General features: G+C 62.4%; 19 protein-coding genes and 1 pseudogene. 9 read left to right on the forward strand and 11 right to left on the reverse strand.

Annotated elements, in window-relative coordinates; translation table 11 throughout:
* Window positions 1-130: 130 nt before the first annotated feature.
* From NVV77_RS00515 to NVV77_RS00530, 4 genes and pseudogenes are all read right to left on the reverse strand, one after another.
* Window positions 131-316, reverse strand: a pseudogene (locus NVV77_RS00515) (ABC transporter permease); the annotation flags it as partial.
* Window positions 291-1,820, reverse strand: coding sequence for a sugar ABC transporter ATP-binding protein (locus NVV77_RS00520; RefSeq protein WP_295409625.1), 1,530 nt, complete (start codon window positions 1,818-1,820; stop codon window positions 291-293). The gene NVV77_RS00520 and the pseudogene NVV77_RS00515, both read right to left, overlap by 26 nt.
* Before the next feature lie 154 nt (window positions 1,821-1,974).
* Window positions 1,975-2,961, reverse strand: a complete 987-nt coding sequence (gene rhaS / locus NVV77_RS00525; protein ID WP_295409630.1) for a rhamnose ABC transporter substrate-binding protein — start codon at window positions 2,959-2,961, stop codon at window positions 1,975-1,977.
* Window positions 2,962-2,997: 36 nt separating this feature from the next.
* The gene (locus NVV77_RS00530) at window positions 2,998-3,804 is read right to left on the reverse strand and encodes a DeoR/GlpR family DNA-binding transcription regulator (RefSeq protein ID WP_295409633.1); all 807 of its coding nucleotides are present in this window, start codon (window positions 3,802-3,804) and stop codon (window positions 2,998-3,000) included.
* 185 nt (window positions 3,805-3,989) lie between these two features.
* Here NVV77_RS00530 and NVV77_RS00535 point away from each other — a divergent pair, with 185 nt between their 5' ends.
* Window positions 3,990-6,086, forward strand: a complete 2,097-nt coding sequence (locus NVV77_RS00535; protein WP_295409636.1) for a bifunctional rhamnulose-1-phosphate aldolase/short-chain dehydrogenase — start codon at window positions 3,990-3,992, stop codon at window positions 6,084-6,086.
* Between the two features lie 131 nt (window positions 6,087-6,217).
* Window positions 6,218-7,507, forward strand: a complete 1,290-nt coding sequence (gene rhaI / locus NVV77_RS00540; RefSeq protein WP_295409639.1) for an L-rhamnose catabolism isomerase — start codon at window positions 6,218-6,220, stop codon at window positions 7,505-7,507.
* A gap of 284 nt (window positions 7,508-7,791) precedes the next feature.
* Here the strand turns inward: rhaI and NVV77_RS00545 are convergent, their stop codons facing one another.
* A complete protein-coding gene (locus tag NVV77_RS00545) occupies window positions 7,792-8,253 on the reverse strand; it encodes a DUF5680 domain-containing protein (RefSeq protein ID WP_295409642.1) in 462 nt (153 codons plus the stop codon).
* Between the two features lie 53 nt (window positions 8,254-8,306).
* Window positions 8,307-9,203: a LysR substrate-binding domain-containing protein gene (locus tag NVV77_RS00550; protein ID WP_295409645.1), complete on the reverse strand. Its 897-nt coding sequence runs from the start codon at window positions 9,201-9,203 to the stop codon at window positions 8,307-8,309.
* A 122-nt stretch (window positions 9,204-9,325) separates the two neighbouring features.
* Here NVV77_RS00550 and NVV77_RS00555 point away from each other — a divergent pair, with 122 nt between their 5' ends.
* Both NVV77_RS00555 and ybaK read left to right on the forward strand, forming a co-directional pair.
* Window positions 9,326-9,532, forward strand: a complete 207-nt coding sequence (locus NVV77_RS00555; protein ID WP_295409647.1) for a hypothetical protein — start codon at window positions 9,326-9,328, stop codon at window positions 9,530-9,532.
* A 37-nt stretch (window positions 9,533-9,569) separates the two neighbouring features.
* Window positions 9,570-10,043, forward strand: coding sequence for a Cys-tRNA(Pro) deacylase (gene ybaK / locus NVV77_RS00560; RefSeq protein WP_295409650.1), 474 nt, complete (start codon window positions 9,570-9,572; stop codon window positions 10,041-10,043).
* A gap of 248 nt (window positions 10,044-10,291) precedes the next feature.
* On the opposite strand, the gene NVV77_RS00565 is transcribed toward ybaK, so the two are convergent.
* From NVV77_RS00565 to NVV77_RS00580, 4 genes are all read right to left on the reverse strand, one after another.
* The gene (locus NVV77_RS00565; protein ID WP_295409653.1) at window positions 10,292-10,438 is read right to left on the reverse strand and encodes a DUF1127 domain-containing protein; all 147 of its coding nucleotides are present in this window, start codon (window positions 10,436-10,438) and stop codon (window positions 10,292-10,294) included.
* A gap of 261 nt (window positions 10,439-10,699) precedes the next feature.
* Window positions 10,700-10,831 (reverse strand): cytochrome bd-I oxidase subunit CydX, encoded by a 132-nt coding sequence (gene cydX, locus NVV77_RS00570; protein WP_295409657.1) that lies wholly within the window; start codon window positions 10,829-10,831, stop codon window positions 10,700-10,702.
* A gap of 10 nt (window positions 10,832-10,841) precedes the next feature.
* Window positions 10,842-11,990, reverse strand: coding sequence for a cytochrome d ubiquinol oxidase subunit II (gene cydB, locus NVV77_RS00575; protein ID WP_295409660.1), 1,149 nt, complete (start codon window positions 11,988-11,990; stop codon window positions 10,842-10,844).
* On the reverse strand, window positions 11,987-13,585 hold the full coding sequence (locus tag NVV77_RS00580) for a cytochrome ubiquinol oxidase subunit I (protein WP_295409848.1): 1,599 nt from the start codon (window positions 13,583-13,585) through the stop codon (window positions 11,987-11,989). The genes cydB and NVV77_RS00580 overlap by 4 nt, the downstream gene beginning before the upstream one ends.
* A gap of 178 nt (window positions 13,586-13,763) precedes the next feature.
* Between NVV77_RS00580 and cydD the strand changes: the two genes are divergently transcribed.
* Both cydD and cydC read left to right on the forward strand, forming a co-directional pair.
* Complete coding sequence (gene cydD / locus NVV77_RS00585) at window positions 13,764-15,485, forward strand: thiol reductant ABC exporter subunit CydD (RefSeq protein ID WP_295409663.1); 1,722 nt, start codon at window positions 13,764-13,766, stop codon at window positions 15,483-15,485.
* Window positions 15,482-17,137 carry a thiol reductant ABC exporter subunit CydC gene (gene cydC / locus NVV77_RS00590; RefSeq protein WP_295409666.1) on the forward strand — a complete coding sequence of 552 codons (1,656 nt, stop codon included), beginning with the start codon at window positions 15,482-15,484 and terminating at the stop codon, window positions 17,135-17,137. The genes cydD and cydC overlap by 4 nt, the downstream gene beginning before the upstream one ends.
* Before the next feature lie 122 nt (window positions 17,138-17,259).
* Here the strand turns inward: cydC and NVV77_RS00595 are convergent, their stop codons facing one another.
* Entirely contained in the window at window positions 17,260-17,982 is a 723-nt protein-coding gene (locus tag NVV77_RS00595; RefSeq protein ID WP_295409669.1) for a Crp/Fnr family transcriptional regulator, read from the reverse strand.
* A 237-nt stretch (window positions 17,983-18,219) separates the two neighbouring features.
* Here NVV77_RS00595 and NVV77_RS00600 point away from each other — a divergent pair, with 237 nt between their 5' ends.
* From NVV77_RS00600 to NVV77_RS00610, 3 genes are read left to right on the forward strand one after another with little or no spacing between them, the layout of a single operon-like run.
* The gene (locus NVV77_RS00600) at window positions 18,220-20,484 is read left to right on the forward strand and encodes a heavy metal translocating P-type ATPase (protein ID WP_295409671.1); all 2,265 of its coding nucleotides are present in this window, start codon (window positions 18,220-18,222) and stop codon (window positions 20,482-20,484) included.
* Complete coding sequence (gene cueR, locus NVV77_RS00605) at window positions 20,481-20,891, forward strand: Cu(I)-responsive transcriptional regulator (protein WP_295409674.1); 411 nt, start codon at window positions 20,481-20,483, stop codon at window positions 20,889-20,891. Before NVV77_RS00600 ends, cueR begins: the two co-directional genes overlap by 4 nt.
* A 1-nt stretch (window position 20,892) precedes the next feature.
* Window positions 20,893-21,093, forward strand: coding sequence for a heavy-metal-associated domain-containing protein (locus NVV77_RS00610; RefSeq protein ID WP_295409676.1), 201 nt, complete (start codon window positions 20,893-20,895; stop codon window positions 21,091-21,093).
* The last annotated feature ends 95 nt before the right edge of the window (window positions 21,094-21,188 follow it).

Consider the following 21,188-nt stretch of genomic DNA (forward strand, 5'->3'; position numbering starts at 1 on the left):
ACCACCTGAGCCGGCAATCAGCAGCGGGGAAAATCGTGCACACCGGGTACCGCGGGCAATGACCATGGCCGGCACCCTATCCCTTGCCCGTCCAGCGCCAGGTTAGCACGCCCATCGAAAGGTCGACCTAGGAGCGTGTCAGGCCGATGACGGCCATCTGCCCACGCGCCGGCATCATCAGAATGGACGTGTCGTTGAAAATGGTGAGCAGGTTGCCCGGCTGCGAGAAGCGCGGGAAGCGCAGCGTCACCAGCACGATAACGGCGAGAATGCCGAGCGCCAGCCAGGGTTCACGGGTTTTCAGAAGCCGGTTCATGCCGCCTTCTCCTTGGCAATACCAGCCGCCGGACGCACCAGCGTCTCGGGCTGCGGATTCTTGTTTTTCGAGGGTCTCGATGATGTGCCCTTCGCGCATGAGCGACCACACGGTCGCTCATGCCCAAAATTTCCGGCAGTTCGGACGAGACCATGATGACGCTCAGGCCCTGGGAGACGAGCTCGCCCATGAATTCATGCACCGCCGCTTTCGAACCGATGTCGATGCCCTTGGTCGGCTCATCGAGAATGATGACCTTGGGCAGCGTTGCCAGCCACTTGGCGATGACGACCTTCTGCTGATTGCCGCCCGACAGGGTGGAGACGTTCTGGCTCAGCGACGAAGCGCGGAGATCAAGCCGTTCGGTATAGGTCCGCGCCAGCGCGAACTCTTCCGCCATGCGGATAAAGCCCCTGGCGCTGGTCTTGTCGATGCTCGGCAGCGATACGTTCTTGAAGATCGGCTCGCCGGTGATGACACCCTGCTTGCCGCGCTCTTCCGGCACATAGACGATGCCCGCCTCGACCGCATCCGCTGCAGATTTCGGCGCGATCGTCTGGCCGCCGAGCACCATCGTGCCCGAAGCAATCTGCGTCATGCCGAACACAGCCTGCATGACCTCGGAGCGTCCGGCGCCCACAAGGCCGTAAAAGCCCAGGATCTCGCCCTTGCGGACCTCGAAGGAAATATCCTCGAATTCGGTCGGGTGGCTCAGCCCCTTCACCTCAAGCACGGTCTCGCCAATCGTGGCGGTGCGTGCGGGGAAGATGTGGTCCACCGAACGGCCGACCATGAGCTTGACGATCTCGTTCTCCGGGGTCTCCTTGATGAAACCCTTGCCCACCATTTCGCCATCGCGGAACACGGTGAAGCGGTCGCAGATGCGGTAGATTTCGTCGAACTTGTGCGAGATGAAGAGGATAGCCTTGCCATCCGCCTTGAGGAGTTCGACGAGCACGTAAAGCTCCTCGATTTCCTTCTGGCTCAACGCGGCGGTCGGCTCGTCCATGATCACGACCTGCGCGTCGACACTCAACGCCCGGGCCACAGCCACGAGGTGCTTCTTGGCGATGCCCAGTTCCTTGAGCGGTGTGCCGGCATCAATCCCTGCGGCCATGGAATCGAGCGTCTTCTGCGCCTCGTTTTTCATGGTCTTCCAGTCGATCATGCCGAAGCGATTGCGCGGCGCATGCCCGAGATAGATATTCTCGGCCACCGAAAGCTCGTCGAACAGAACCGTTTCCTGATGGATGGCGGTGATGCCGGCATGGGTCGCCGAAATCGCCGTCGGCAGGGTCACGACCTGCCCTTTGACACGAATTTCGCCTTCGTCGGGCTGGTAGATGCCGGTCATGGTTTTGACCAGCGTCGACTTGCCCGCGCCGTTCTCGCCGATCAGCGCCGTCACTTGCCCGGGAAAGAGTTCGAGCGACACATTGTGCAGCGCCCTTACGCCGGGAAAGCTCTTGGATATGCCCGTCAGGGTCAGGATGGGTTCTGTCATTGCGCGTGTGTCCTTGACCGCCGGCAGCGGCATCAATCACCACGTCATTCCCGCGAAAGCGGGAATCTCATTGCCGAAAAAGAGATTCCCGCTTTCGCGGGAATGACGCCGTGGTTTGGGGTGGCCCGGCACCGAAGCGCCGGGCCGAAAAAGATCAGTAGATCTTGGAGAATTCTTCGATGTTGCTCTTGTCGAACTGGAACGGGGCAGCCATGGCAGCCGCGTTGTTGTCATCGAGGGTCACTTCGCCGACCTTGCCGATCGAGAAGGTCGCGCCGGGGGCAGCTTCCTGGCCGTCAACGAGAGCCTTGGCGAGGTAGACGGCCGAGTAGCCGAGGTCGATCGGGTTCCACAGAGCCACAGCCTGCGAAGCACCATTGTCGATGAACTGCTTGAACTCGGACGGCAGAGCCAGACCGGTGACATTGACCTTGCCGATCAGGTTCTGGTCGGTCACGACCTGGGCCGCAGCAACGACGCCGACGGTAGTCGGAGCGATGATGGCCTTGAGGTTCGGATAGGCAGCGATCAGACCGCGGGCTTCTTCGGTCGACTTCACCGAGTCGTCGTCACCGTAAACGGTGGCGACGAGGTTGATATTCGGGAACTTTTCCGGAATGACAGCCTTGGCGGCTTCGATCCAGGCGTTCTGGTTGGTCGCGGTGGAAGCGGCCGAGAGAATGGCAACGTCGCCGCCTTCGGGCAGGTAGTCGGCAGCCAGCTTGATGATGGTTTCGCCGATCAGGCCGATATCAGACGGGTTGAGGTGGATCTGGCGGCCTTCGGGAGCAACGCCCGAATCCCACGAGATCACCTTGATGCCGCGCTGCTGGGCGCGCTGCAGAACCGGCACGAGAGCATCCGGGTCATTGGCCGAGATGGCGATGGCGTCGACCTGCTGAGCGATCAGCGAGTTGACGACTTCGATCTGGGCTTCGGCGGTTGCAGCGGTCGGACCGGTATAGATCAGCTCGATGTCGCCGATTTCCTTGGCAGCTTCTTCAGCACCCTTGGCAGCGGCGTCGAAGAAGCCGTTGCCGAGCGATTTCACGACCAGCGCGATGCGGGTCTGAGCATAGGCCGGCACGGCGAGGAGAATGGCGGCAGCAGCCGTCGCGGCCATCAGTTTGAACAGTTTCATAAGAGTCCCTCCCTGGGATGATCTGTCGTTCATGTCTCAAGCCACCGCACTTTGACGGTCGGCCTGAGCAGTCGTGTCCGCCACGATGAGCCGCACACCTGCTGTTTCCAGCATTTGACGATCTTCGTCGCGGATGCCGCTATCGGTAATGACAGCGGCAATTCTATCGAGCCCGCAGAGGATGAGACTGCTGCGGCCCATGAATTTGGAGGAGTCGGCGAGGACGATCAGTTCGTCTGCCTGCCCGATCAGGCCAAGCTCGGACTGCACGACCATCGGGTCGGCCTCCATCAGCCCATGGGCGCCGATACCCTGGCAGCCGATGAACATGCGCTTGGCATAAAAGTGGCTCGCCACCACCCCGCCAAAGGGCGAGAGGATGACGTTCTGCTCGCGATAGACCGTGCCACCGGGAATGACGACGGGGTTGCGCGAGTTGTGGATCAGATACTCCGCGATGGCGAAGCTGTTGGTGAACACGCTGACCCGCTTGGAGGTCAGGAAGTGCACCATCTGATAGGTCGTCGTGCCGCCATTGATGATGATCGGCTCGCCATCGCTGCACAAATCTGCAGCAGCGCGCGCAATTGCCCGCTTCTGAGCAATATTGATCGTTTCGTTGACGGAGAAGGGTCGACCGACGAGACCGCCCTGCGCCGGAGGATTGATCGCCTCGGCGCCGCCACGCACGCGGCGGAGCTTGCCCTGCTCGTCGAGCGAGGCAATGTCCCGGCGGATCGTGGCTTCGGAAGAGCCTGTCACTTCACACAATTCGGCCACCGTCACCACGGGGTGCGATTGTGCAGCGGATAGAATGACGCGGTGGCGTTCCGTTTCGTGCAAGGCTGATACTCCCTGAACGCAGTGCTTTCACTCTTTCCGCGCAGAGTCAATCAGCAATCGACATGTTTCAGTCAGAAGCGCGCACGAATGATGAATCCTGATCGTTTCTGATTGACAGCGTATATCGTTCTATGGCCATGTCCGGGCCAAATCTCCACTTCGCCTAACCTTCGGGAGGAACTTCCATGTCCACCGCGCCCAAGCGCCTTGAAAACAAGTGGGACGACGCCAAAGCCGCGTCCATGACCGAGCCGGAGCGCCTGGTCTACCGTTCGAACCTGCTCGGCTCGGACAAGCGCGTCACCAACTATGGCGGCGGCAATACCTCCTCCAAGATCATGCAGAAGGACCCTCTTACGGGCGAGATGGTCGAAGTCCTCTGGGTCAAGGGTTCGGGCGGCGACAGCGCTTCGATCAAGCTCGACGGCTTCTCGACGCTCTACATGGACAAGCTGCGCGCCCTGAAGGGCCTCTATCGCGGCGTTGAGTTCGAAGACGAGATGGTGGGCTACCTGCCCCACGCGACGTTCAACCTGAACCCGCGCGCCGCTTCGATCGACACCCCACTCCATGCCTATGTGAACCACAACTTTGTGGACCACATGCACCCGGACGCGATCATCGCCATCGCGGCCTCGAAGAATTCCAAGGAACTGACCAAGCAGATCTTTGGCGACACCATCGGCTGGCTTCCGTGGAAGAAGCCGGGTTTTGAACTCGGCCTGTGGCTTGGCAAGTACTGCGAAGAAAACCCGAACTCCAAGGGTCTCATCCTCGAGTCGCACGGCCTCTTCACCTGGGGCGACACCCCCAAGGAATGCTACGAAACCACCATCGGCATCATCAATCAGGCCATCGAATGGTTTGAAAAGGAAACCGCTGGCAAGACCATCTTCGGTGGCGCCGCTACCCAGTCGCTCGATGCCGACGCCCGTCGAGCCGTCGCTGCCAAGCTGATGCCAAAAATCCGCGGCTTCATCTCCGAAGACAGCCACAAGCTCGGCCATTTCGACGACAGCGACGCCGTCCTCGAATTCGTCAATTCCAAGAACCTTCGCCCACTGGCGGCTCTCGGCACGTCCTGCCCCGACCACTTCCTGCGCACCAAGATCCGTCCGCTGGTCATCGACTTCAACCCGGCCAACCCGGACGTTGATGCCGTGATCGCTGGCCTTGATGCCCAGATCGCCGCCTATCGCGTCGACTACCAGGCCTATTACGATCGCTGCAAGCACGACAATTCGCCGGCCGTGCGCGATCCGAACGCCGTCGTTTACCTGATCCCCGGCGTCGGCATGCTGACCTTCGCCAAGGACAAGGCCACTGCCCGTATTTCTGGCGAGTTCTATGTCAACGCCATCAACGTGATGCGCGGCGCCTCGACCGTCAGCGAATACCAGGGCCTCCCCGAGCAGGAAGCCTTCGACATCGAATATTGGTTGCTTGAAGAAGCCAAGCTTGCTCGTATGCCCAAGCCGAAGTCGCTCGCTGGCAAGATCGCCCTCGTCACCGGCGGCGCCGGCGGCATCGGCAAGGCCACTGCCGCTCGTCTGCTGCGTGAAGGCGCTTGCGTCGTCATCGCCGATATAGACCAGACCGCGCTCGACAACGCGACCGCCGAACTGTCCGGCGTGTTCGGTGCCGACTTCGTCCGTCCGGTGAATATCAACGTCACCAAGGAAGAACAGGTCCTCGCCGGCTTCGCCCATGCCGTGGTCGAATTCGGCGGCCTCGACATCCTCGTTTCGAATGCCGGTCTCGCCTCCTCGGCTCCGATCGAAGAGACCTCGCTCGAACTCTGGAACAAGAACATGGACATCCTGTCCACGGGCTATTTCCTCGTCTCGCGCGAAGCCTTCCGTCTTTTCCGCCAGCAGAAGATCGGTGGCAACGTCGTGTTCGTTGCGTCCAAGAACGGCCTCGCCGCTTCGCCCAACGCTGCAGCCTATTGCACCGCCAAGGCAGCCGAGATTCACCTGGCGCGCTGCCTCGCCCTCGAAGGCGCGGAAGCACAGATCCGCGTCAACGTCGTCAATCCTGACGCCGTGCTGCGTGGTTCGAAGATCTGGGCCGGCGAATGGCTTGAGCAGCGCGCATCGACCTACAAGACCGACAAGGACGGCCTTGAAGAGATGTATCGCCAGCGCTCGATGCTGAAGCGCTCGGTGTTCCCGGAAGACATCGCCGAAGCCATCTACTTCTTCGCTTCGGAAGCCTCGGCCAAGTCCACCGGCAACATCATCAACGTCGACGCCGGCAACGCCCAGTCGTTCCCGCGCTAATTTGGCATTGTCCTAGCCCACCCACTGAATGTCACCCCGGCCTTGAGCCGGGGCCCATCCTGAGATCTCAAGATGGATCCCGGCTCAAGGCCGGGATGACAACCGGTGGGTGCGGGAGGAGGAGCAAGAAAATGACCGAACACATCATCGACGCATCCATCGTCGAAGCCGACAACACCAAGCGCGAAGCCGATCTTCGTCGCGATTACGAAACCCTGGGCGAACGCCTCGACCGTCGCGGCATTGCCATCGACGCCGTCAAGGCCAAGGTCGCAAAATTCTCCGTGGCCGTCCCCTCCTGGGGCGTCGGCACCGGCGGCACGCGCTTTGCCAAGTTCCCGGGCGCCGGCGAACCGCGCGACATTTTCGACAAGATCGAAGATTGCGCCGTCATCGCCCAACTCACCCAGGCGACCAAGACCATTTCCCTGCATATTCCGTGGGACAAGGCCGATCCGAACCGTCTGAAGCAGGCTGCCAGCCGCTTCAACCTCGGCTTCGACGCCATGAACTCGAACACGTTCTCGGACGCCAAGGGTCAGCTCCAGAGCTACAAGTTCGGCTCGCTCTCGTCCTACGACAAGGGCACCCGCAACCAGGCCATCGAGCACAATCTCGAATGCATCGAGATCGGCAAGACCATCGGCTCCAAGGCCCTGACCATCTGGATCGGCGACGGTTCCAACTTCCCCGGTCAGGTCAATTTCGCCGACCAGTTCGCGAACTACCTCGACTCTGCCAAGGCGATCTATGCCGCCCTGCCGGACGATTGGAACGTTTATACCGAACACAAGATGTACGAGCCGGCCTTCTATTCGACGGTCGTGCAGGATTGGGGCACCAATTACATCATCGCCAAGGAACTGGGCGACAAGGCCCTCTGCCTCGTCGATCTCGGCCACCATGCGCCGAACGTGAATATTGAAATGATCGTCTCCCGCCTTGCCCAGTTCGGCAAGCTCGGCGGCTTCCACTTCAACGATTCCAAGTATGGCGACGACGATCTCGACGCCGGTTCGGTCGACCCGTACCGCCTGTTCCTGGTGTTCAACGAACTCGTCGACATCGAAAACCGCGACGCTAGCTTCCACCCGGCCCACATGCTCGACCAGAGCCACAACGTCACCGACCCGATCGAGTCGCTGATGCTGTCGGCCTCGGACGTGCAGCGTTCCTACGCCCAGGCGCTCCTCGTCGACCGCGCGACCCTCAAGGCCGCGCAAAACGACAATGATGCACTGACGGCTACCCAGCAGCTTCGCCACGCGTTCCGCACCGATGTCGAGCCGATCCTGGCCCTCGCCCGCCTCGAAGCCGGCGGCGCTATCGACCCGCTCAGCGCCTACCGCGCCTCCGGCTACCGCGCCAAGGTCGCCGCAGTCCGTCCCGCCGTCGAAGGCGGCTCGGGCGGCATCGTCTAATTCCAACGCTCCTCCCAAGTTGCGACGGAAGAAAAGGCCCGGTGAGCGATCACCGGGCCTTTTTGTTCCTACAGGACGTCACCCTCGGGCTTGACCCGAGGGCTCTGCACTTGCCGCCCCCCTCACCCGTCTCGGGCTTCGCCCGATCCACCCTCTCCCCGAGAGGGAGAGGAACAAGAGGAAGCCCCGGCGTATTCTTCTCCCCCTCGGGGAGAAGGTGGCGCGAAGCGCCGGATGAGGGGGATGCTTCAGCGGCACGGCGCAGCAGAAGGCGCAATAGCCCCCTAAGGCTTCACCAGCCCACCAAAATAATCGAGCGCATAAGCCTCTACCCCACCCACCAAAATCACTTCCCTCCCCCGAAACTGCGCCGCGCTGCCCTCGCTCCTGTCTCGATAATGTCCATGCGCCCCCGTCCAATCAAAACCACCCAGAAACCGCCCTTCGCCATACATGGCCGAAAGTGCGCCCTTGATCGTCTCCCCCGCCTTGGCCCCGTCAATCAGGTCCGGCCGCAGCACATAGCCGTAGTAGTTCATGGCCCAGACCGGCTCCGCGCCGCGCAGCAGCACTTCCTGCCCCAGAAAATCCGTGCCGCCAAAATAGCTGTCGAGATAGCGCCACTCGCCCTCGGACCAACCGAGATCATGCGATCCCGGCCGCGAGGCAGTCGCCTTCACGCCGCCGCCCACATAGGTCGCGGCCTTGGCCCTAACGATCACGGCATTGAGTTCGTCTGCAGTCATTCTGTTCCCCTGACTTCTTGGGGAACACTCGCGGTGTCCCGCGCCAAAACCTGTCAGGATTCCGCGCGCATAAAGGCCGTCGCCTCCAGCATCCAGTCGCGAAACATCTTGATCTTGGGCGCATTGCGCCGGCTTTCGGGATAGACGAGGTAATAGGCCCGCCCAGCCGGCGCCAGCAGCGGAAAGGGCTGGATCAACCGACCCGAGGCAATCTCGTCGCGAAACAGCGCCGGCGTCAGCATGGTCACCCCGCGGCCCGCCATGGCGGCCGTACCAAGCAGGCTCTGCCAATTGAGCATGCTCATCGGCCGCCCCTCGGCCGAAAAGCCGGGAACCCCCGCAACCTCGAACCAGAGCGCCCACCATTCGTCCTGCGGATCGAGCATGGGCAGCTTTAAGAGGTCCGCCGGCTCCTTCACGCCGCCGATGCTCTCAGCCAAAGCCGGACTAAGCAGTGGCGTGAAATCCGCCTTGACCAGCATGTGCGAGACCAGCCCCTTTTCCGGCGGCGCTGCCAGCGTGCGGATGCCGATATCGCATTCATCATTGAGCAGGTCGACCATGTCGCTGGTGCTATCGACCCGCACCGCGATCTCTGGATGATCGATCTGGAACAGCCCCAGATTCTGCGCCAGCCATTGGCTCGCAAAGGTCGGCACAGTGGTGATCGAGAGCAATCTGTCGACCTCGCCCCGCGTATCGGCAAAAGCCTCGCGCATGATTTCAAAGGCCTGCTGCACCTGCGGCGCCAGGCTCGCCCCCACTTCGCTCAACGCAATCTGCCGCGGTTTCCTGAGAAACAGCGGCGCCCCCACGCGCTCCTCCAAGAGCTTGATCTGATAGCTCACCGCCGCCTGCGTCATGCCCAGCTCCTCGCCTGCGCGCGTAAAGCTGAGATGCCGCGTCACGGCCTCGAAAACCCGGATGGCACTGAGCGGCGGCAGCGACATGGATAAACACCCCTTATGCGTCGGCATCGAGCTTTAGTTGGATACTGGCAGCAATCAGGTGCATTTTTCAGCTCATGTCAATCCAATGAGGACGCCGGCCATAAGGCCAGCGAATGCATCAAATGCTCACTTTGCCCAGCTTTCTTGGCTTTCTCCTGCCCCTCCCCGCCGCTCTCCTGCACCAGCAGGACGCCTCGGAACCCAAGCGCCGCCGCGCCATAAGGGCACTTAATCTCTCCCATCACATCCTTCAGGATGTCGGTCTCGACGATCTCGAAAATCCCGCCGACGATCCGCGCTGGGTACAGCGTCCCGATCTTGAGCGCTGAGGCTTGAGCTTTGCCGTCGACGGGCTAAAACAGATGCATGTCCAAGACCACGCCCGCCACGCAGGCCCTCATCAAGGCCGGCATCAGCTTCACCCTCGCCAATTACGACTATGACCCGAATGCAGAGCGCGTCGGGTTGCAGGCCGCCGAGGCCATGGGCGTATCGCCGGGCGAGGTGTTCAAGACGCTGATGGCCGAGCTCGACGGCAAGCCCATCTGCGCCATCGTTCCTTCCGACGAGGAAGTGAACATGAAAAAGCTCGCCGCCGCTCTCGGCGGCAAGTCCGCCCACATGATGAAGCCGGCAGATGCCGAGCGCCTGACGGGCTACAAGGTCGGCGGCATCAGCCCCCTCGGGCAGCGCAAGCTCGTCCCCACCGCGCTCGACGAAATGGCCCAGCTCTACGACGAGATTTTTCTCAATGGCGGTCAACGGGGATTGCAGATTCGCATCAAGCCGGACGATCTCGTCGCAGCGCTCGAATGCGTTGTCGCGGATTTGACGCGGTAAGCGTCACAAGCGCGGCATCCCGCGGGAATTCGGATTTCCGCACCGCAAGACCCCACCCCACCACGTCATTCCCGCGAAAGCGGGGATCCCTGTTTTTCGCGCAAGGAGATTCCCGCTTTCGCGGGAATGACGCCGGGGGATGGGAGGGCTTGGGAGGGGGGACGGAGCCACACGCTCGACATCACCCCAGAAAAGACAAAAGGCGCCCTGGAGGACGCCTTCATCTTACATACCGATTTGCCTAAAACTTAGGCGGAGTAGGTACCGCGAGCAATCGACTTGATGTCGGAGCGGGTGATGCCCAGGTCGTTCAGCTGGCGGCTGTCGAGCGAGTTGAGCTCGCGCAGGGTGCGCTGGTAACGGGCGAAATCGGCGATCTTCTTTGCAATGTTCATTTTGGTTCCCCTTCGTTTGATGACCTCTATGTAGACCGGAGGGGTCGTGATTAGTAGATGGACCTTCTGCACATCCGTTATGCACTGGACGCACAGAAATGAGGCATATGGTTCATATTCGGTTTAGGTAGGTTTTCCGCCAATTTCGCCGACGCCACGACTGGTACCGATCTAATTCATTGTAACAAAAAGCAAAAATCGGATTCCGCGACCGCAGAACCCGATTTTCTGATTTTTGACCAAATGGTCAGGACCCATGCGCTAGCGGGTGGTCGGCTCCCGCCCTTCCTCGCGAGCTATGCGTCTATCCTCGCGCATTTCGAACCACATGGCATTGAGAATGCCAAAGGTGCAGGCAAGCCCGAGGCCGAGAATCCAGGAAAAATACCACATCGTCTCTCTCCTAGTAGGCGTTGGGGTTCTTGTTGAGGCTGGTTGAAGTCACCGGACCGCGCATCACCCGGAAGACATAGCCGGTATAGAGAATGATGATCGGCAGGAAGAACGCGGTCACCAACAGCATGATGAACAGCGTCATATGGCTTGAAGACGCATCCCAGAGCGTCAGCCCGGCCTGCGGCACCGTCGAGGATGGCAGCAGGAACGGGAACAGCGACAGGCCGGCGGTGGAAATAATGCCGAAAATGCCGGCGCTGGTCGCCAGGAGCGGAATGAGCTTCCAGCGAGCATTGAGCCCCAGCACCGCCAGCGCCAGACCGGCAAAGCCGATCACCGGCGCTGCGATCATCCAGGGATAGGCGCCGTAATTGCTGAGCCAGCCACCACGCACCAGTTCGACGGTCTTGGCGAGCGGGTTGATCGGGGCATTGGGATCGACGGTGCTGGTGATGACATGACCATCGATACCAAAGGCCACCCAGACGCCGCCAAGAGCAAAGAGCACGATCGTCCCGAGCCCGGCCCAGATGCCTATCGTCCGGGCCCGCTCGGCCAGCAAGCCGTCTGTGCGCCCCACGATCACCGACGCGCCCTGTGTCACCAACATCCCCAAGCTCACGAGGCCACAGAGCAGGGCAAAGGGCATCAGCAGCATGAAGAAGTTGCCGGTATAGAAGGCACGCATCGTATCGTCGAAGTGGAACGGCGCGCCGAGGATCACATTGCCCACCGCCACGCCGAAGATCAGCGAGGGCACTGCCCCGCCGATGAACAGTGCCCAGTCCCAGGTCGCCCGCCAGCGGGCATCGGCGATCTTGCCGCGGAACTTGAACCCCACCGGCCTGAGGATCAGGGCCAGCAAGATGACAATCATGGCGAGGTAAAAGCCCGAAAAGCTCACGGCGTAGAGCGGCGGAAAGGCGGCGAAGATGGCACCGCCGCCCAGCACCAGCCAGACCTGATTGCCTTCCCAGGTGGGGCCTACGACGTTGAGCAGAACACGCCGCTCGTCATCGGTGCGCGCCGCAAAGGGCAGCAGCGCGCCGACGCCGAGATCGCGCCCACCCATGATGGCAAAGCCGATCAGCAGCACACCGAGCAAGAGCCACCAGATAAGCCGCAAGGTTTCATAGTCGAGTGGAATGGTGCTCACGATCCGAGCTCCTTGGTAGCGGGAGTGGCAGGCAGTGCGGCGACAACAAAATCGTCGGCGTCGGGGCTATCGGCGAAGGTGTAGTCTTTCGGTCCGGCTTTGACGATTTTGACCATCAGCATGATCATGATGATGAACAGCACCGTGTAGAGCAGGGTGAAGAAGGTCAGCGAAATCACCAGGTCCCAGAAGTTGAGGGTTGAGGCGGCGTAGAAGGTTGGAAGCACCCCTTCCACCACCCAGGGCTGGCGGCCGAATTCGGCGATGAACCAGCCCGACTCGATGGCGATCCATGGCGTCGGCAGCAGGAAGAAGCTCAGCCAGAGCAGGTTCTTGTTGCTGTCGAGTTTCCCCGTCGATGCCTTCCAGAACCAGAACGCGAAGAAGGCGATGAAGAAGAAGCCCAGACCCATCATGATGCGGAAGGTCCAGAACAGCGGCCAGACATCGGGCACGGTGTCCTCGGCTGCCATGGCGATTTCCTCGTCCGTGGCATTGCCGACGTCTTCGCGATACTTCTTCAGCAACAGGCCATAGCCGAGATCGGCCCAGTGCTCGTCAAAGACCGCACGCGCCGCCTGATTGGTGCCATCGGCCCGGATTTCTTGCAGCGCATCATAGGCAATCATGCCCGAGCGGATACGCGTCTGGGCATGCAAGGTCAGTTCCTCGATGCCCTCCAGTTCCTCGTCCAGCGATCTCGTCGTGATAAGGCCGCCGACCCAGGGCACCTGGATCGAGAAGCTCGGCTCGCCACCATCGGCGCCTGGAATGGCGATGACCGTCCACGGGGCCGGCGCTTCCTCGGTATGATAGCTCGCCTCAAGCGCGGCGATCTTCATCTTCTGGTGCTCGGTCGCGACATAGCCGCTCTCGTCACCCAGCACGACGACCGACAGCGCCCCGGCAAGACCGAAGCTGGCTGCCACCACCATCGAGCGCTTGGCGATTTCCACATGCTTGCCGCGCGCCAGATAGAAAGCCGAAATGGCAAAGATGAACACCGCACCGCAGACATAGCCCGCGCTGACCGTGTGCACGAACTTGGCCTGTGCGACCGAGTTGAACAGCACCGCCATGAAGTCGGTAACTTCCATGCGCATGGTATCGGGATTGAACTTCGATCCAACCGGGTTCTGCATCCAGCCATTGGCAATGAGGATCCAGAGCGCCGAGAAGTTGGTGCCGAGCGCCACAAGCCAGGTGACGACCAAGTGGCCTACCTTGCTCATACGGTCCCAACCGAAGAAGAAGAGGCCGACAAAGGTGGCTTCGAGGAAGAAGGCCATCAGCCCCTCGATCGCCAGCGGCGCGCCGAAGACGTCGCCCACATAGTGGCTATAATAGCTCCAGTTCATACCGAACTGGAATTCCATGACGATGCCGGTGGCCACGCCCATTGCAAAGTTGACGCCGAAAAGCGTGCCCCAGAAAATCGTAGCCTTGCGCCAGATTTCGCGCCCCGTCATCACGTAGACGCTCTCCATCACGGCCATCAGCATGGATAGCCCGAGCGTTAAGGGAACGAAGATGAAGTGATACATGGCGGTGGCGGCGAATTGCCATCGCGAGAGTTCTACGACAGTCATGTCGATCATGGCAGGTCCTGCCTTGCTGCTGCTAGGGATGGCCGGGAGGAACCACCCCATCTCCCCATGAACCCGGACTGTGCTACCCGCCTTGATGTAGATCAAGGTTCATTGCGCCAGCGCAATTTAGAGTGCAAAACGTGGCCCTCCGGAATCGGCCCTGTTCCGACTAGAAGATCTGCCCGTGACACCCCAGGAAAAAGCTGCCGGCAAGGCTCTGTCAAAACTGCAACGCCATGGCGGCATTGCGCTTTGGCTGGCGATCGGCCTGCCGCTCGTCTCCGGCGGCCTGCTGGTCTGGCAGGCCTCCAGCCTTGCCAATGTGATCGGCCGCGCCGTGCAAGGCGGCGAGACGATCGACGCACTCCTGCCGACCGTCGGCATCATCCTCGCGCTGCTTGTTTTCCGCGCCGGCCTTTCGGCACTGGGCGACTGGCTCGGCACGCTCGCGTCCGAACACATCAAGCGCGACCTGCGCGAGGCACTCTTTTCCTCGCTCCTTGCCCGCTCTCCCCGCCGTCAGGATCAGCCCGCCTCGGGCGCCGCCGTCACCGCCATTGTCGATCAGGTCGAGGCACTCGATGGCTTTTTCGCCCGCTACCTGCCCGCCTCGGGCCAGGCGGCCCTGTTGCCGCTGGTGTTCGGCGCCATCATCCTGCCGCTCGATTGGGTCGCTGGCCTGCTCTTCCTCGTCAGCGCGCCGCTCATTCCGCTTTTCATGGCGCTGGTCGGTTGGGGCGCGCAGGCGGCCACCGACCGCCAGGCCCAGGCTCTCACCCGCCTTTCCGGCCGTTTCGCCGATCGGCTGCGTGGCCTTCTCACCCTCAAGCTTTTCGGCCGCGAAGCCGCCGAAGTGCATGGCATCGTCTCAGCCAGCGAGTCGCTGCGCCGCCGCACCCTAAAAGTGCTCGCCATCGCCTTCCTGTCCTCCGCCGTGCTCGAATTTTTCGCTGCCCTCGGCGTTGCCGGCGTCGCCCTTTATCTGGGCCTCACCTTCATCGATTTCCTCCACTTGCGCTCATCGCCGCTGACACTGGAACTGGCGCTGTTCCTGCTCCTCATGGCGCCCGAGGTCTATAATCCCCTGCGGCTCCTTGCCGCGCACTACCACGACCGCGCCTCCGCCAAGGCCGCCCTCGTCGAAATCGAACGCCAGCTCGGCGCCCTCCCTTCAGAGGCAACGCCCCTCGCCGACATCGCCCCTCGCCCCGGCAAGGCCATTGCGTTCGATCTCACTGGCGTCACACTGCGCACGCCCGACCGCCAGCGCGTCGTCCTCGCCGATACCGCGCTCAAGATTGCCGCCGGCCAGCACATCGCCATTCTCGGCCCCAGCGGCCAGGGCAAGTCGACCCTGCTGGAAGCCCTTATCGGCCTCCGCGCCGCCGAAGGCGAGATCATGCTCGATGGCCGCGCTCTCGATAGCTGGCCCGAGGAAGAGCTGCGCGCCCGCACCTTCCTCCTCACCCAGAAGCCGCGCCTCCTTCACGCCAGCGTCGCCGAAAACATCGCCCTCGCCCGCCCCGGCGCGAGCCGCACTGAGATCGAGCTCGCCGCCGAGCGCGCAGGTATCACCCAGTTCGCCGCCGCCATGCCACAGGGACTCGACACCATCATCGGCGAAGACGGCATCGGCCTTTCTGGCGGTCAGGCCCAGCGCGTTGCCCTCGCCCGCCTGTTCCTCCGCGATGCCGGCCTCATTCTCCTCGACGAACCCACCGCCCATCTCGATGCCGAACTCGAAGCCGAAATCATGTCGGCCATCATCGACTATGCGAAGGGCCGCACATTGATCGTCGCCACCCATTCGCAAGCGGTCGCCACCCGCCTCGACAAGGCCTGGCGCATCGCGGGCGAAACCCTGCTGCCGGTCGCCCTGCCTGCGCATAAGAAAGGTGTCGCATGACTGTCTTTGCCATGCTCGCCCCGCTCTTCCGCCGCCGCCTCGGCGCGCTCTCCCTGGCGCTGCTGCTCTCCTCCATCGCCCTTGCCGCCGGCATTGCCCTCCTCGGCACTTCCGGCTGGTTCATCACCGCTACGGCACTGACCACGCTCGGCCTGGGCTTCAATCTCTTCGTGCCGTCCTCACTGGTCCGCGCCTTTTCCTTCATCCGCATTCTCGCCCGCTATGGCGAACGCTTCGTCGGCCACAACGCCACCCTGCGCCTCCTCTCGGACCTGCGCGGCTGGCTCTTTGCGGCGCTCTTTCCGCGCTTGCCGCTCTCGGATCGTTCCATTCGCCATGGCGACCTCGTCAGCCGCCTGACAGCTGATGTCGACGCGCTCGACGTCGCCTTCCTCGTCGCCATCGGCCCCATGCTCGGCGCCCTCCTCATGGGCATGGCGGTCACCGGTGTACTGGTCGTCTTCCTGCCATCCGCCGCCCTCATCTACGCGCTCGCGGTTGCCGGCGCCGTCTTCGTGGTTCCCGCCGCTCTCGTCATCTCGTCGCGAAAAGTCGGCCGCGAGGTTGTCACCGCCGCCGCCGACACGCGCATATCCGTCTACGACGCCATCAGCGGCCACGCCGATCTCACCATTCTCGGCGTTCTGGGCACCGCCAGAGACCGCTTCTCCGCCCTCGCCCGCCGCCTTTCCGAGCGCCGTCTCACCCTCGCAGCCCTGACCGGCGCCGCAGCCATGGCCGTGCAGGTGCTGGCCGCCCTAGCATTGGTCGGCACGCTCTGGGCCGGCCTCGTCGCCCATGAAGCTGGCACGCTCGACCCGGCCGTCTTCGTCGGCCTCGTCCTCGCCGTCCTCGGCAGTTTCGAAGCCACCGCTGTCATCATCCGCAGCGTCGGCAAATCTGCTGCTGCCCTTGCCGCTGCGGAACGCCTGACCGCCCTCGCCAACCTGCCCCCGGCGATCATCGACCCGGCCCAGCCCCTGCCCTTCCCCGAAGGCCAGAAGATCGCCTTTTCCGACGTGCATTTTTCCTATGATAGCGGCGCGCCCGTTCTCAACGGCGTCACCCTGAGCATCACCCCCGGCGAACGCATCGCCATCACCGGCCCCAGCGGCGGCGGCAAATCCACGCTTCTACGCCTGCTGCTGCGTCTCAACGAACCGCAATGTGGCGACATCCGCATCGGCACCACCGCTCTGCACGACATCGCCAGTGCCCAAGTCCACGCCCATATGGCGCTCCTGAGCCAAGATAGCCCCGTCTTCATCGATACGATCCGCAACAACCTGCGCATCGCCCGCCCCCTCGCCGACGACGAGGCAATCTGGGCCGCGCTCGAAGCGGCAAAACTCGACAAATTCGTTGCCACCCTGCCCGATGGTCTCGACACCGTCCTCGGCGAATCCGGCCGCACGCTCTCCGCCGGCCAGATGCGCCGCCTCTGCCTCGCGCGTACGCTCCTCTCGGATGCGCCGATCATCCTTCTCGACGAACCAACCAATGCGCTCGACCGCGCCAATGAACTAAGCTTCTTCGAAACCCTCGCCGAAGCCACAAAGGGTCGCACGCTGATCATGGTCACCCACGCCGCCATTCCTGAGGGCACAGTGGATCGGGTTTTGGAAATGCGGAATGGCAAGCTGTCTGGCTGACTAGGCCGACACTCTCCCGCCCACGATCGTCACCACCGGGCCTGTCCCGGTGGTCCATGCGAAGGCAAGATGGATTGCCGGGACAAGCCCGGCAATGACGACCAAATAGGTCCTGTAGGCCCTTACCCGCAGCGCAGCCGCAACTGTGTCAGGTCCTTGATGCTGACATGCCGATAATTGGCAATCTCGATCACCTTCTCGGCCTTGAGCTTGGTCAGCTGCCGGCTCACCGTCTCGATGGTCAGCCCCAGGAAGTCAGCAATATCCGCCCGACTCAGTGGCAGATCAAAAGTCGCCAGCGCCGTTTCTTCCGTGGGATCGATATGCGTCGCGAGGAGATACAAAAAGCTCGCGACCTTTTCGCTGGCCGTTTTGCGCCCCAGCGTCACCATCCAGTCGCGCGCCTCGTCGAGTTCGCGCAGCGCCTGCATCATGATCCGGTGTTCCACCGGGCCACCTGCCGACATCAGCGCCTCGAGCGCGCTTTTGGGGATCATGCAGAGTTCGACGTCCGAGGCCGTTTCCGCCGTCACCCGGCTTTCGCTGGCAAAGGGCCGGCCCAGCAGATCGGGCGCAAATTGCAGGCCCACCACCTGCTGGCGCCCGTCTTCGAGTACCTTGGTCAGTTTGACCACCCCGCGCAGCACATTGGCATAGGAAGCAATCGGCATGGCATCAGCCATGATTTCCTGGCCCGGCTCGCGACGCACGCGCCGCGTATGCTTGGAAATGGCGAGCAATTGCTCGGAGGTCATTGCCCCACAAATCCCCTGGTGCCGCGCCTCGCAGCTTTGGCACAGGATCGGCAATTCAGAGTTGTGGATGTCTTTGCGAACCGTCTGCATGGATCAAGCTCCTGACAGCGCATGAAATAGGCTGGCGGCGCTTCGAATATAATCAGGAGATTTGTCGCTGTGCCAACAGGTCGCATAGGCGAAACCACATTTGTTTTCCGCGCGTGCACAATTACCGCGCTTTCTTCGTGCCGGGGGCAGCAATGCCAATGGCAAAAAGATGCTTCTTCGCCTATTGACCTTACCATGATGGGAAGGTCTATCTACATGAGGACGGAGTAAGAACCCATGACAGAACACGTCCACCACACCCATTCGCCTACCCCCGTGGCCCTCGATATCGAAGGCATGACCTGCGCGTCCTGCGTGTCGCGGGTAGAAAAGGCATTGCTGAAGGTTCCCGGCGTCGAAGCGGCGTCAGTCAATCTCGCAACCGAACGCGCCACCATAACCGGCGGCGACACCGAAGCCCTCATCAAGGCAGTCGAAAAGGTCGGCTACAAGGGCAGCCTGCGCCAGCCCGCGCATGCCGGTCACGACCACGCCCATCACCACCACGACGAAGACGCGGCGATCCTCCGCCGTGACGTCATCATTGCCGCCATCCCGACCATTCCGCTCTTTGCGGTGGAAATGCTCGGCCACCTCTACATGCCCTTCCACATGTGGCTGATGTCCGTCGTCTCGATGGACGTCCTCTACACAACCTATTTTGTCCTCGCGACCTTCGTGCTCTTCGTGCCGGGCCTGCGCTTCTTCAAGGTCGGCATTCCCGCCCTGTTGCGCGGCGCGCCGGAGATGAACTCGCTCGTCGCCTTGGGCGCGGGCGCCGCCTGGCTCTTTTCCACTGTTGTCACCTTCGCTCCCCAGCTCGTGCCGGCCGAAACGCGCTACGTCTATTTCGAAGCCGCCGCCGTGATCGTGCTTTTGATCCTCGTCGGCCGCTGGCTCGAAGCCATCGCCAAGGGCCGCACCGGCGAAGCCATCCAGCGCCTCGTGCGCGAACAGGCCAAGACCGCCCGCGTCGAGCACAATGGCATGGTCCATGAAATGCCGATCGAACAGGTGAAGGTCGGCGACATCATCGTGGTCCGCCCCGGCGAGAAGATCGCCGTCGATGGCGAACTCGTTGATGGCACCAGCCATGTCAACGAATCCATGATCTCCGGCGAACCCCTCCCCGTCTCCAAGAAGGCAGGCGACACGGTCATCGGCGGCACGCTCAACACTTCGGGCAGTTTTCGTTTCCGCGCCACCAAGGTCGGCGGCGATACCATGCTGGCCCAGATCATCCGCATGGTCGAAGAAGCCCAGGGCGGCAAGCTGCCGATCCAGCGCACCGTCGACCTGATCACCGCCTGGTTTGTGCCCGCCGTCATGGCCCTCGCCGCGCTCACCTTTATCGTCTGGCTCGTCTGGGGTCCCGATCCCGCGATGACCTTCGGCTTCGTCAATGCCGTCGCCGTGCTGATCATCGCCTGCCCATGTGCCATGGGTCTCGCCACGCCCACCTCCATCATGGTCGGCACCGGTCGTGCCGCCGAACTCGGCGTGCTCTTCCGCAAGAGTGAAGCCCTGCAGCGCCTGCGCGACGCCGATGTCGTCGCCTTCGACAAGACCGGCACGCTCACCGAGGGCAAGCCCGTGCTGACGGACCTGATCCTCGACGACGACTTTGACCACGACGAAGTGCTCACCCTCGTCGCCGCCGCCGAAAGCCGCTCCGAGCACCCGATTGCCCTGGCCATCGTTGCCGCTGCCGAAAAGGCCGGCCTGACCCTGCCTGCGGTGGAACATTTCGACTCCGACCCCGGCCACGGCGTCATCGCCACCATCGGCGGCCGCAAGGTGCAGGTCGGCTCCGCCCGCATGATGGAAGGTCTGGACCTGTCAGACTTTGCCGAAACGCTTCAGCGCCTCGCCGACGAAGGCAAGACCCCGGTCTTTGCCGCCATTGACGGCAAGATCGCCGCCGCCATAGTCGTCGCCGACGTGGTCAAGCCGACCAGCAAGGCCGTCATCGCGCGTCTCCACGCCATGGGTCTCAAGACCGCGATGATCTCGGGCGACAACAAGCGCACCGCCGCCGCCATCGCCGCCCAGCTCGGCATCGACGAGGTGCATGCCGAAGTCCTGCCCGCCGACAAGGTCGCCGCCGTCAAGGCCCTGCGCCAGGGTGGACGCGTCGTCGCCTATGTCGGTGACGGCATCAACGACGCCCCCGCCCTTGCCGAAGCCGATATCGGCATCGCCGTCGGCACGGGCACCGACGCCGCCATCGAAAGCGCCGACGTTGTCCTCCTCGGCGGCAATCTGCAGGGCGTGCTCAACGCCCTGACGGTCAGCCGCGCCACCATGAAGAACATCTGGGAGAACCTCTTCTGGGCTTTTGGGTACAACGCCCTCCTGATCCCAGTCGCCGCGGGCGTGCTCTATCCCGCCTTCGGCATCCTGCTCTCGCCCATGCTCGGCGCTGGGGCCATGGCCCTCTCCTCGGTCTTCGTCGTCGGCAATGCCCAGCGCCTGCGCACCATCAAGGGAGAAAAGGCATGAATATCGGCCAGGCCGCCGACGCATCCGGCGTTTCGGCAAAGATGATCCGCTACTATGAGCAGATCGGCCTCATCCGCCCACCCTCGCGCACCGGTAGCAATTACCGCGTCTATGGCAGCGATGAAGTGCATGTGCTGCGCTTCATCCGCCGCTCGCGAACCCTGGGCTTTTCCATCGAGGAAACCAGCGCCCTCCTCGCCCTCTGGCAGGACAAGACCCGCGCCAGCGGCGAAGTGCGCGACATCGCCTCCGAGCACATATCGGCGCTCGAAACCAAGATCGCTGAACTCGAATCCATGGTCGGGACGCTAAAACATCTCGTCCATTGCTGCCAGGGCGACAACCGCCCCGATTGCCCCATTCTCGACGATCTCGCCGGGACCCATTCCAAGACCAAAGGACACTGACATGGCCGACAAGACCATTTTCACCGTCAACGACATGACCTGCAGCCACTGCGTCGGCACGGTCCGCAAGGCCCTCGAAGAAGCGCTACCGGGCGCAGAAATCAGCGTCGACCTCGACACTCACAAGGTGAGTTTTACGGGTGATCGCGCCAAGGGCGAAGAGGCGATCAAGGAAGCTGGCTATACGCCTGAGCCTGCGTAGCTTCCCCACCCACCGCAGCAGCACCTCCCCCTTGACGGGGGAGGATGGGAGGGGGTGCGGGAGCCGCGATTTTTCAGCGTGTGAACACCCCTCCC

Source organism: Devosia sp. (assembly GCF_024707125.1).
GTDB lineage: Bacteria > Pseudomonadota > Alphaproteobacteria > Rhizobiales > Devosiaceae > Devosia.

Excerpts from the sequence above, each read along its gene's own strand:
- NVV77_RS00520 (WP_295409625.1), bottom strand. The coding sequence starts at position 1,820 with ATGACAGAACCCATCCTGACCCTGACGGGCATATCCAAGAGCTTTCCC.
- rhaS (WP_295409630.1), bottom strand. The coding sequence starts at position 2,961 with ATGAAACTGTTCAAACTGATGGCCGCGACGGCTGCTGCCGCCATTCTC.
- NVV77_RS00535 (WP_295409636.1), top strand. The coding sequence starts at position 3,990 with ATGTCCACCGCGCCCAAGCGCCTTGAAAACAAGTGGGACGACGCCAAA.
- rhaI (WP_295409639.1), top strand. The coding sequence starts at position 6,218 with ATGACCGAACACATCATCGACGCATCCATCGTCGAAGCCGACAACACC.
- NVV77_RS00545 (WP_295409642.1), bottom strand. The coding sequence starts at position 8,253 with ATGACTGCAGACGAACTCAATGCCGTGATCGTTAGGGCCAAGGCCGCG.
- NVV77_RS00550 (WP_295409645.1), bottom strand. The coding sequence starts at position 9,203 with ATGTCGCTGCCGCCGCTCAGTGCCATCCGGGTTTTCGAGGCCGTGACG.
- NVV77_RS00555 (WP_295409647.1), top strand. The coding sequence starts at position 9,326 with ATGCTCACTTTGCCCAGCTTTCTTGGCTTTCTCCTGCCCCTCCCCGCC.
- ybaK (WP_295409650.1), top strand. The coding sequence starts at position 9,570 with ATGTCCAAGACCACGCCCGCCACGCAGGCCCTCATCAAGGCCGGCATC.
- NVV77_RS00565 (WP_295409653.1), bottom strand. The coding sequence starts at position 10,438 with ATGAACATTGCAAAGAAGATCGCCGATTTCGCCCGTTACCAGCGCACC.
- cydX (WP_295409657.1), bottom strand. The coding sequence starts at position 10,831 with ATGTGGTATTTTTCCTGGATTCTCGGCCTCGGGCTTGCCTGCACCTTT.
- cydC (WP_295409666.1), top strand. The coding sequence starts at position 15,482 with ATGACTGTCTTTGCCATGCTCGCCCCGCTCTTCCGCCGCCGCCTCGGC.
- NVV77_RS00595 (WP_295409669.1), bottom strand. The coding sequence starts at position 17,982 with ATGCAGACGGTTCGCAAAGACATCCACAACTCTGAATTGCCGATCCTG.
- NVV77_RS00600 (WP_295409671.1), top strand. The coding sequence starts at position 18,220 with ATGACAGAACACGTCCACCACACCCATTCGCCTACCCCCGTGGCCCTC.
- cueR (WP_295409674.1), top strand. The coding sequence starts at position 20,481 with ATGAATATCGGCCAGGCCGCCGACGCATCCGGCGTTTCGGCAAAGATG.
- NVV77_RS00610 (WP_295409676.1), top strand. The coding sequence starts at position 20,893 with ATGGCCGACAAGACCATTTTCACCGTCAACGACATGACCTGCAGCCAC.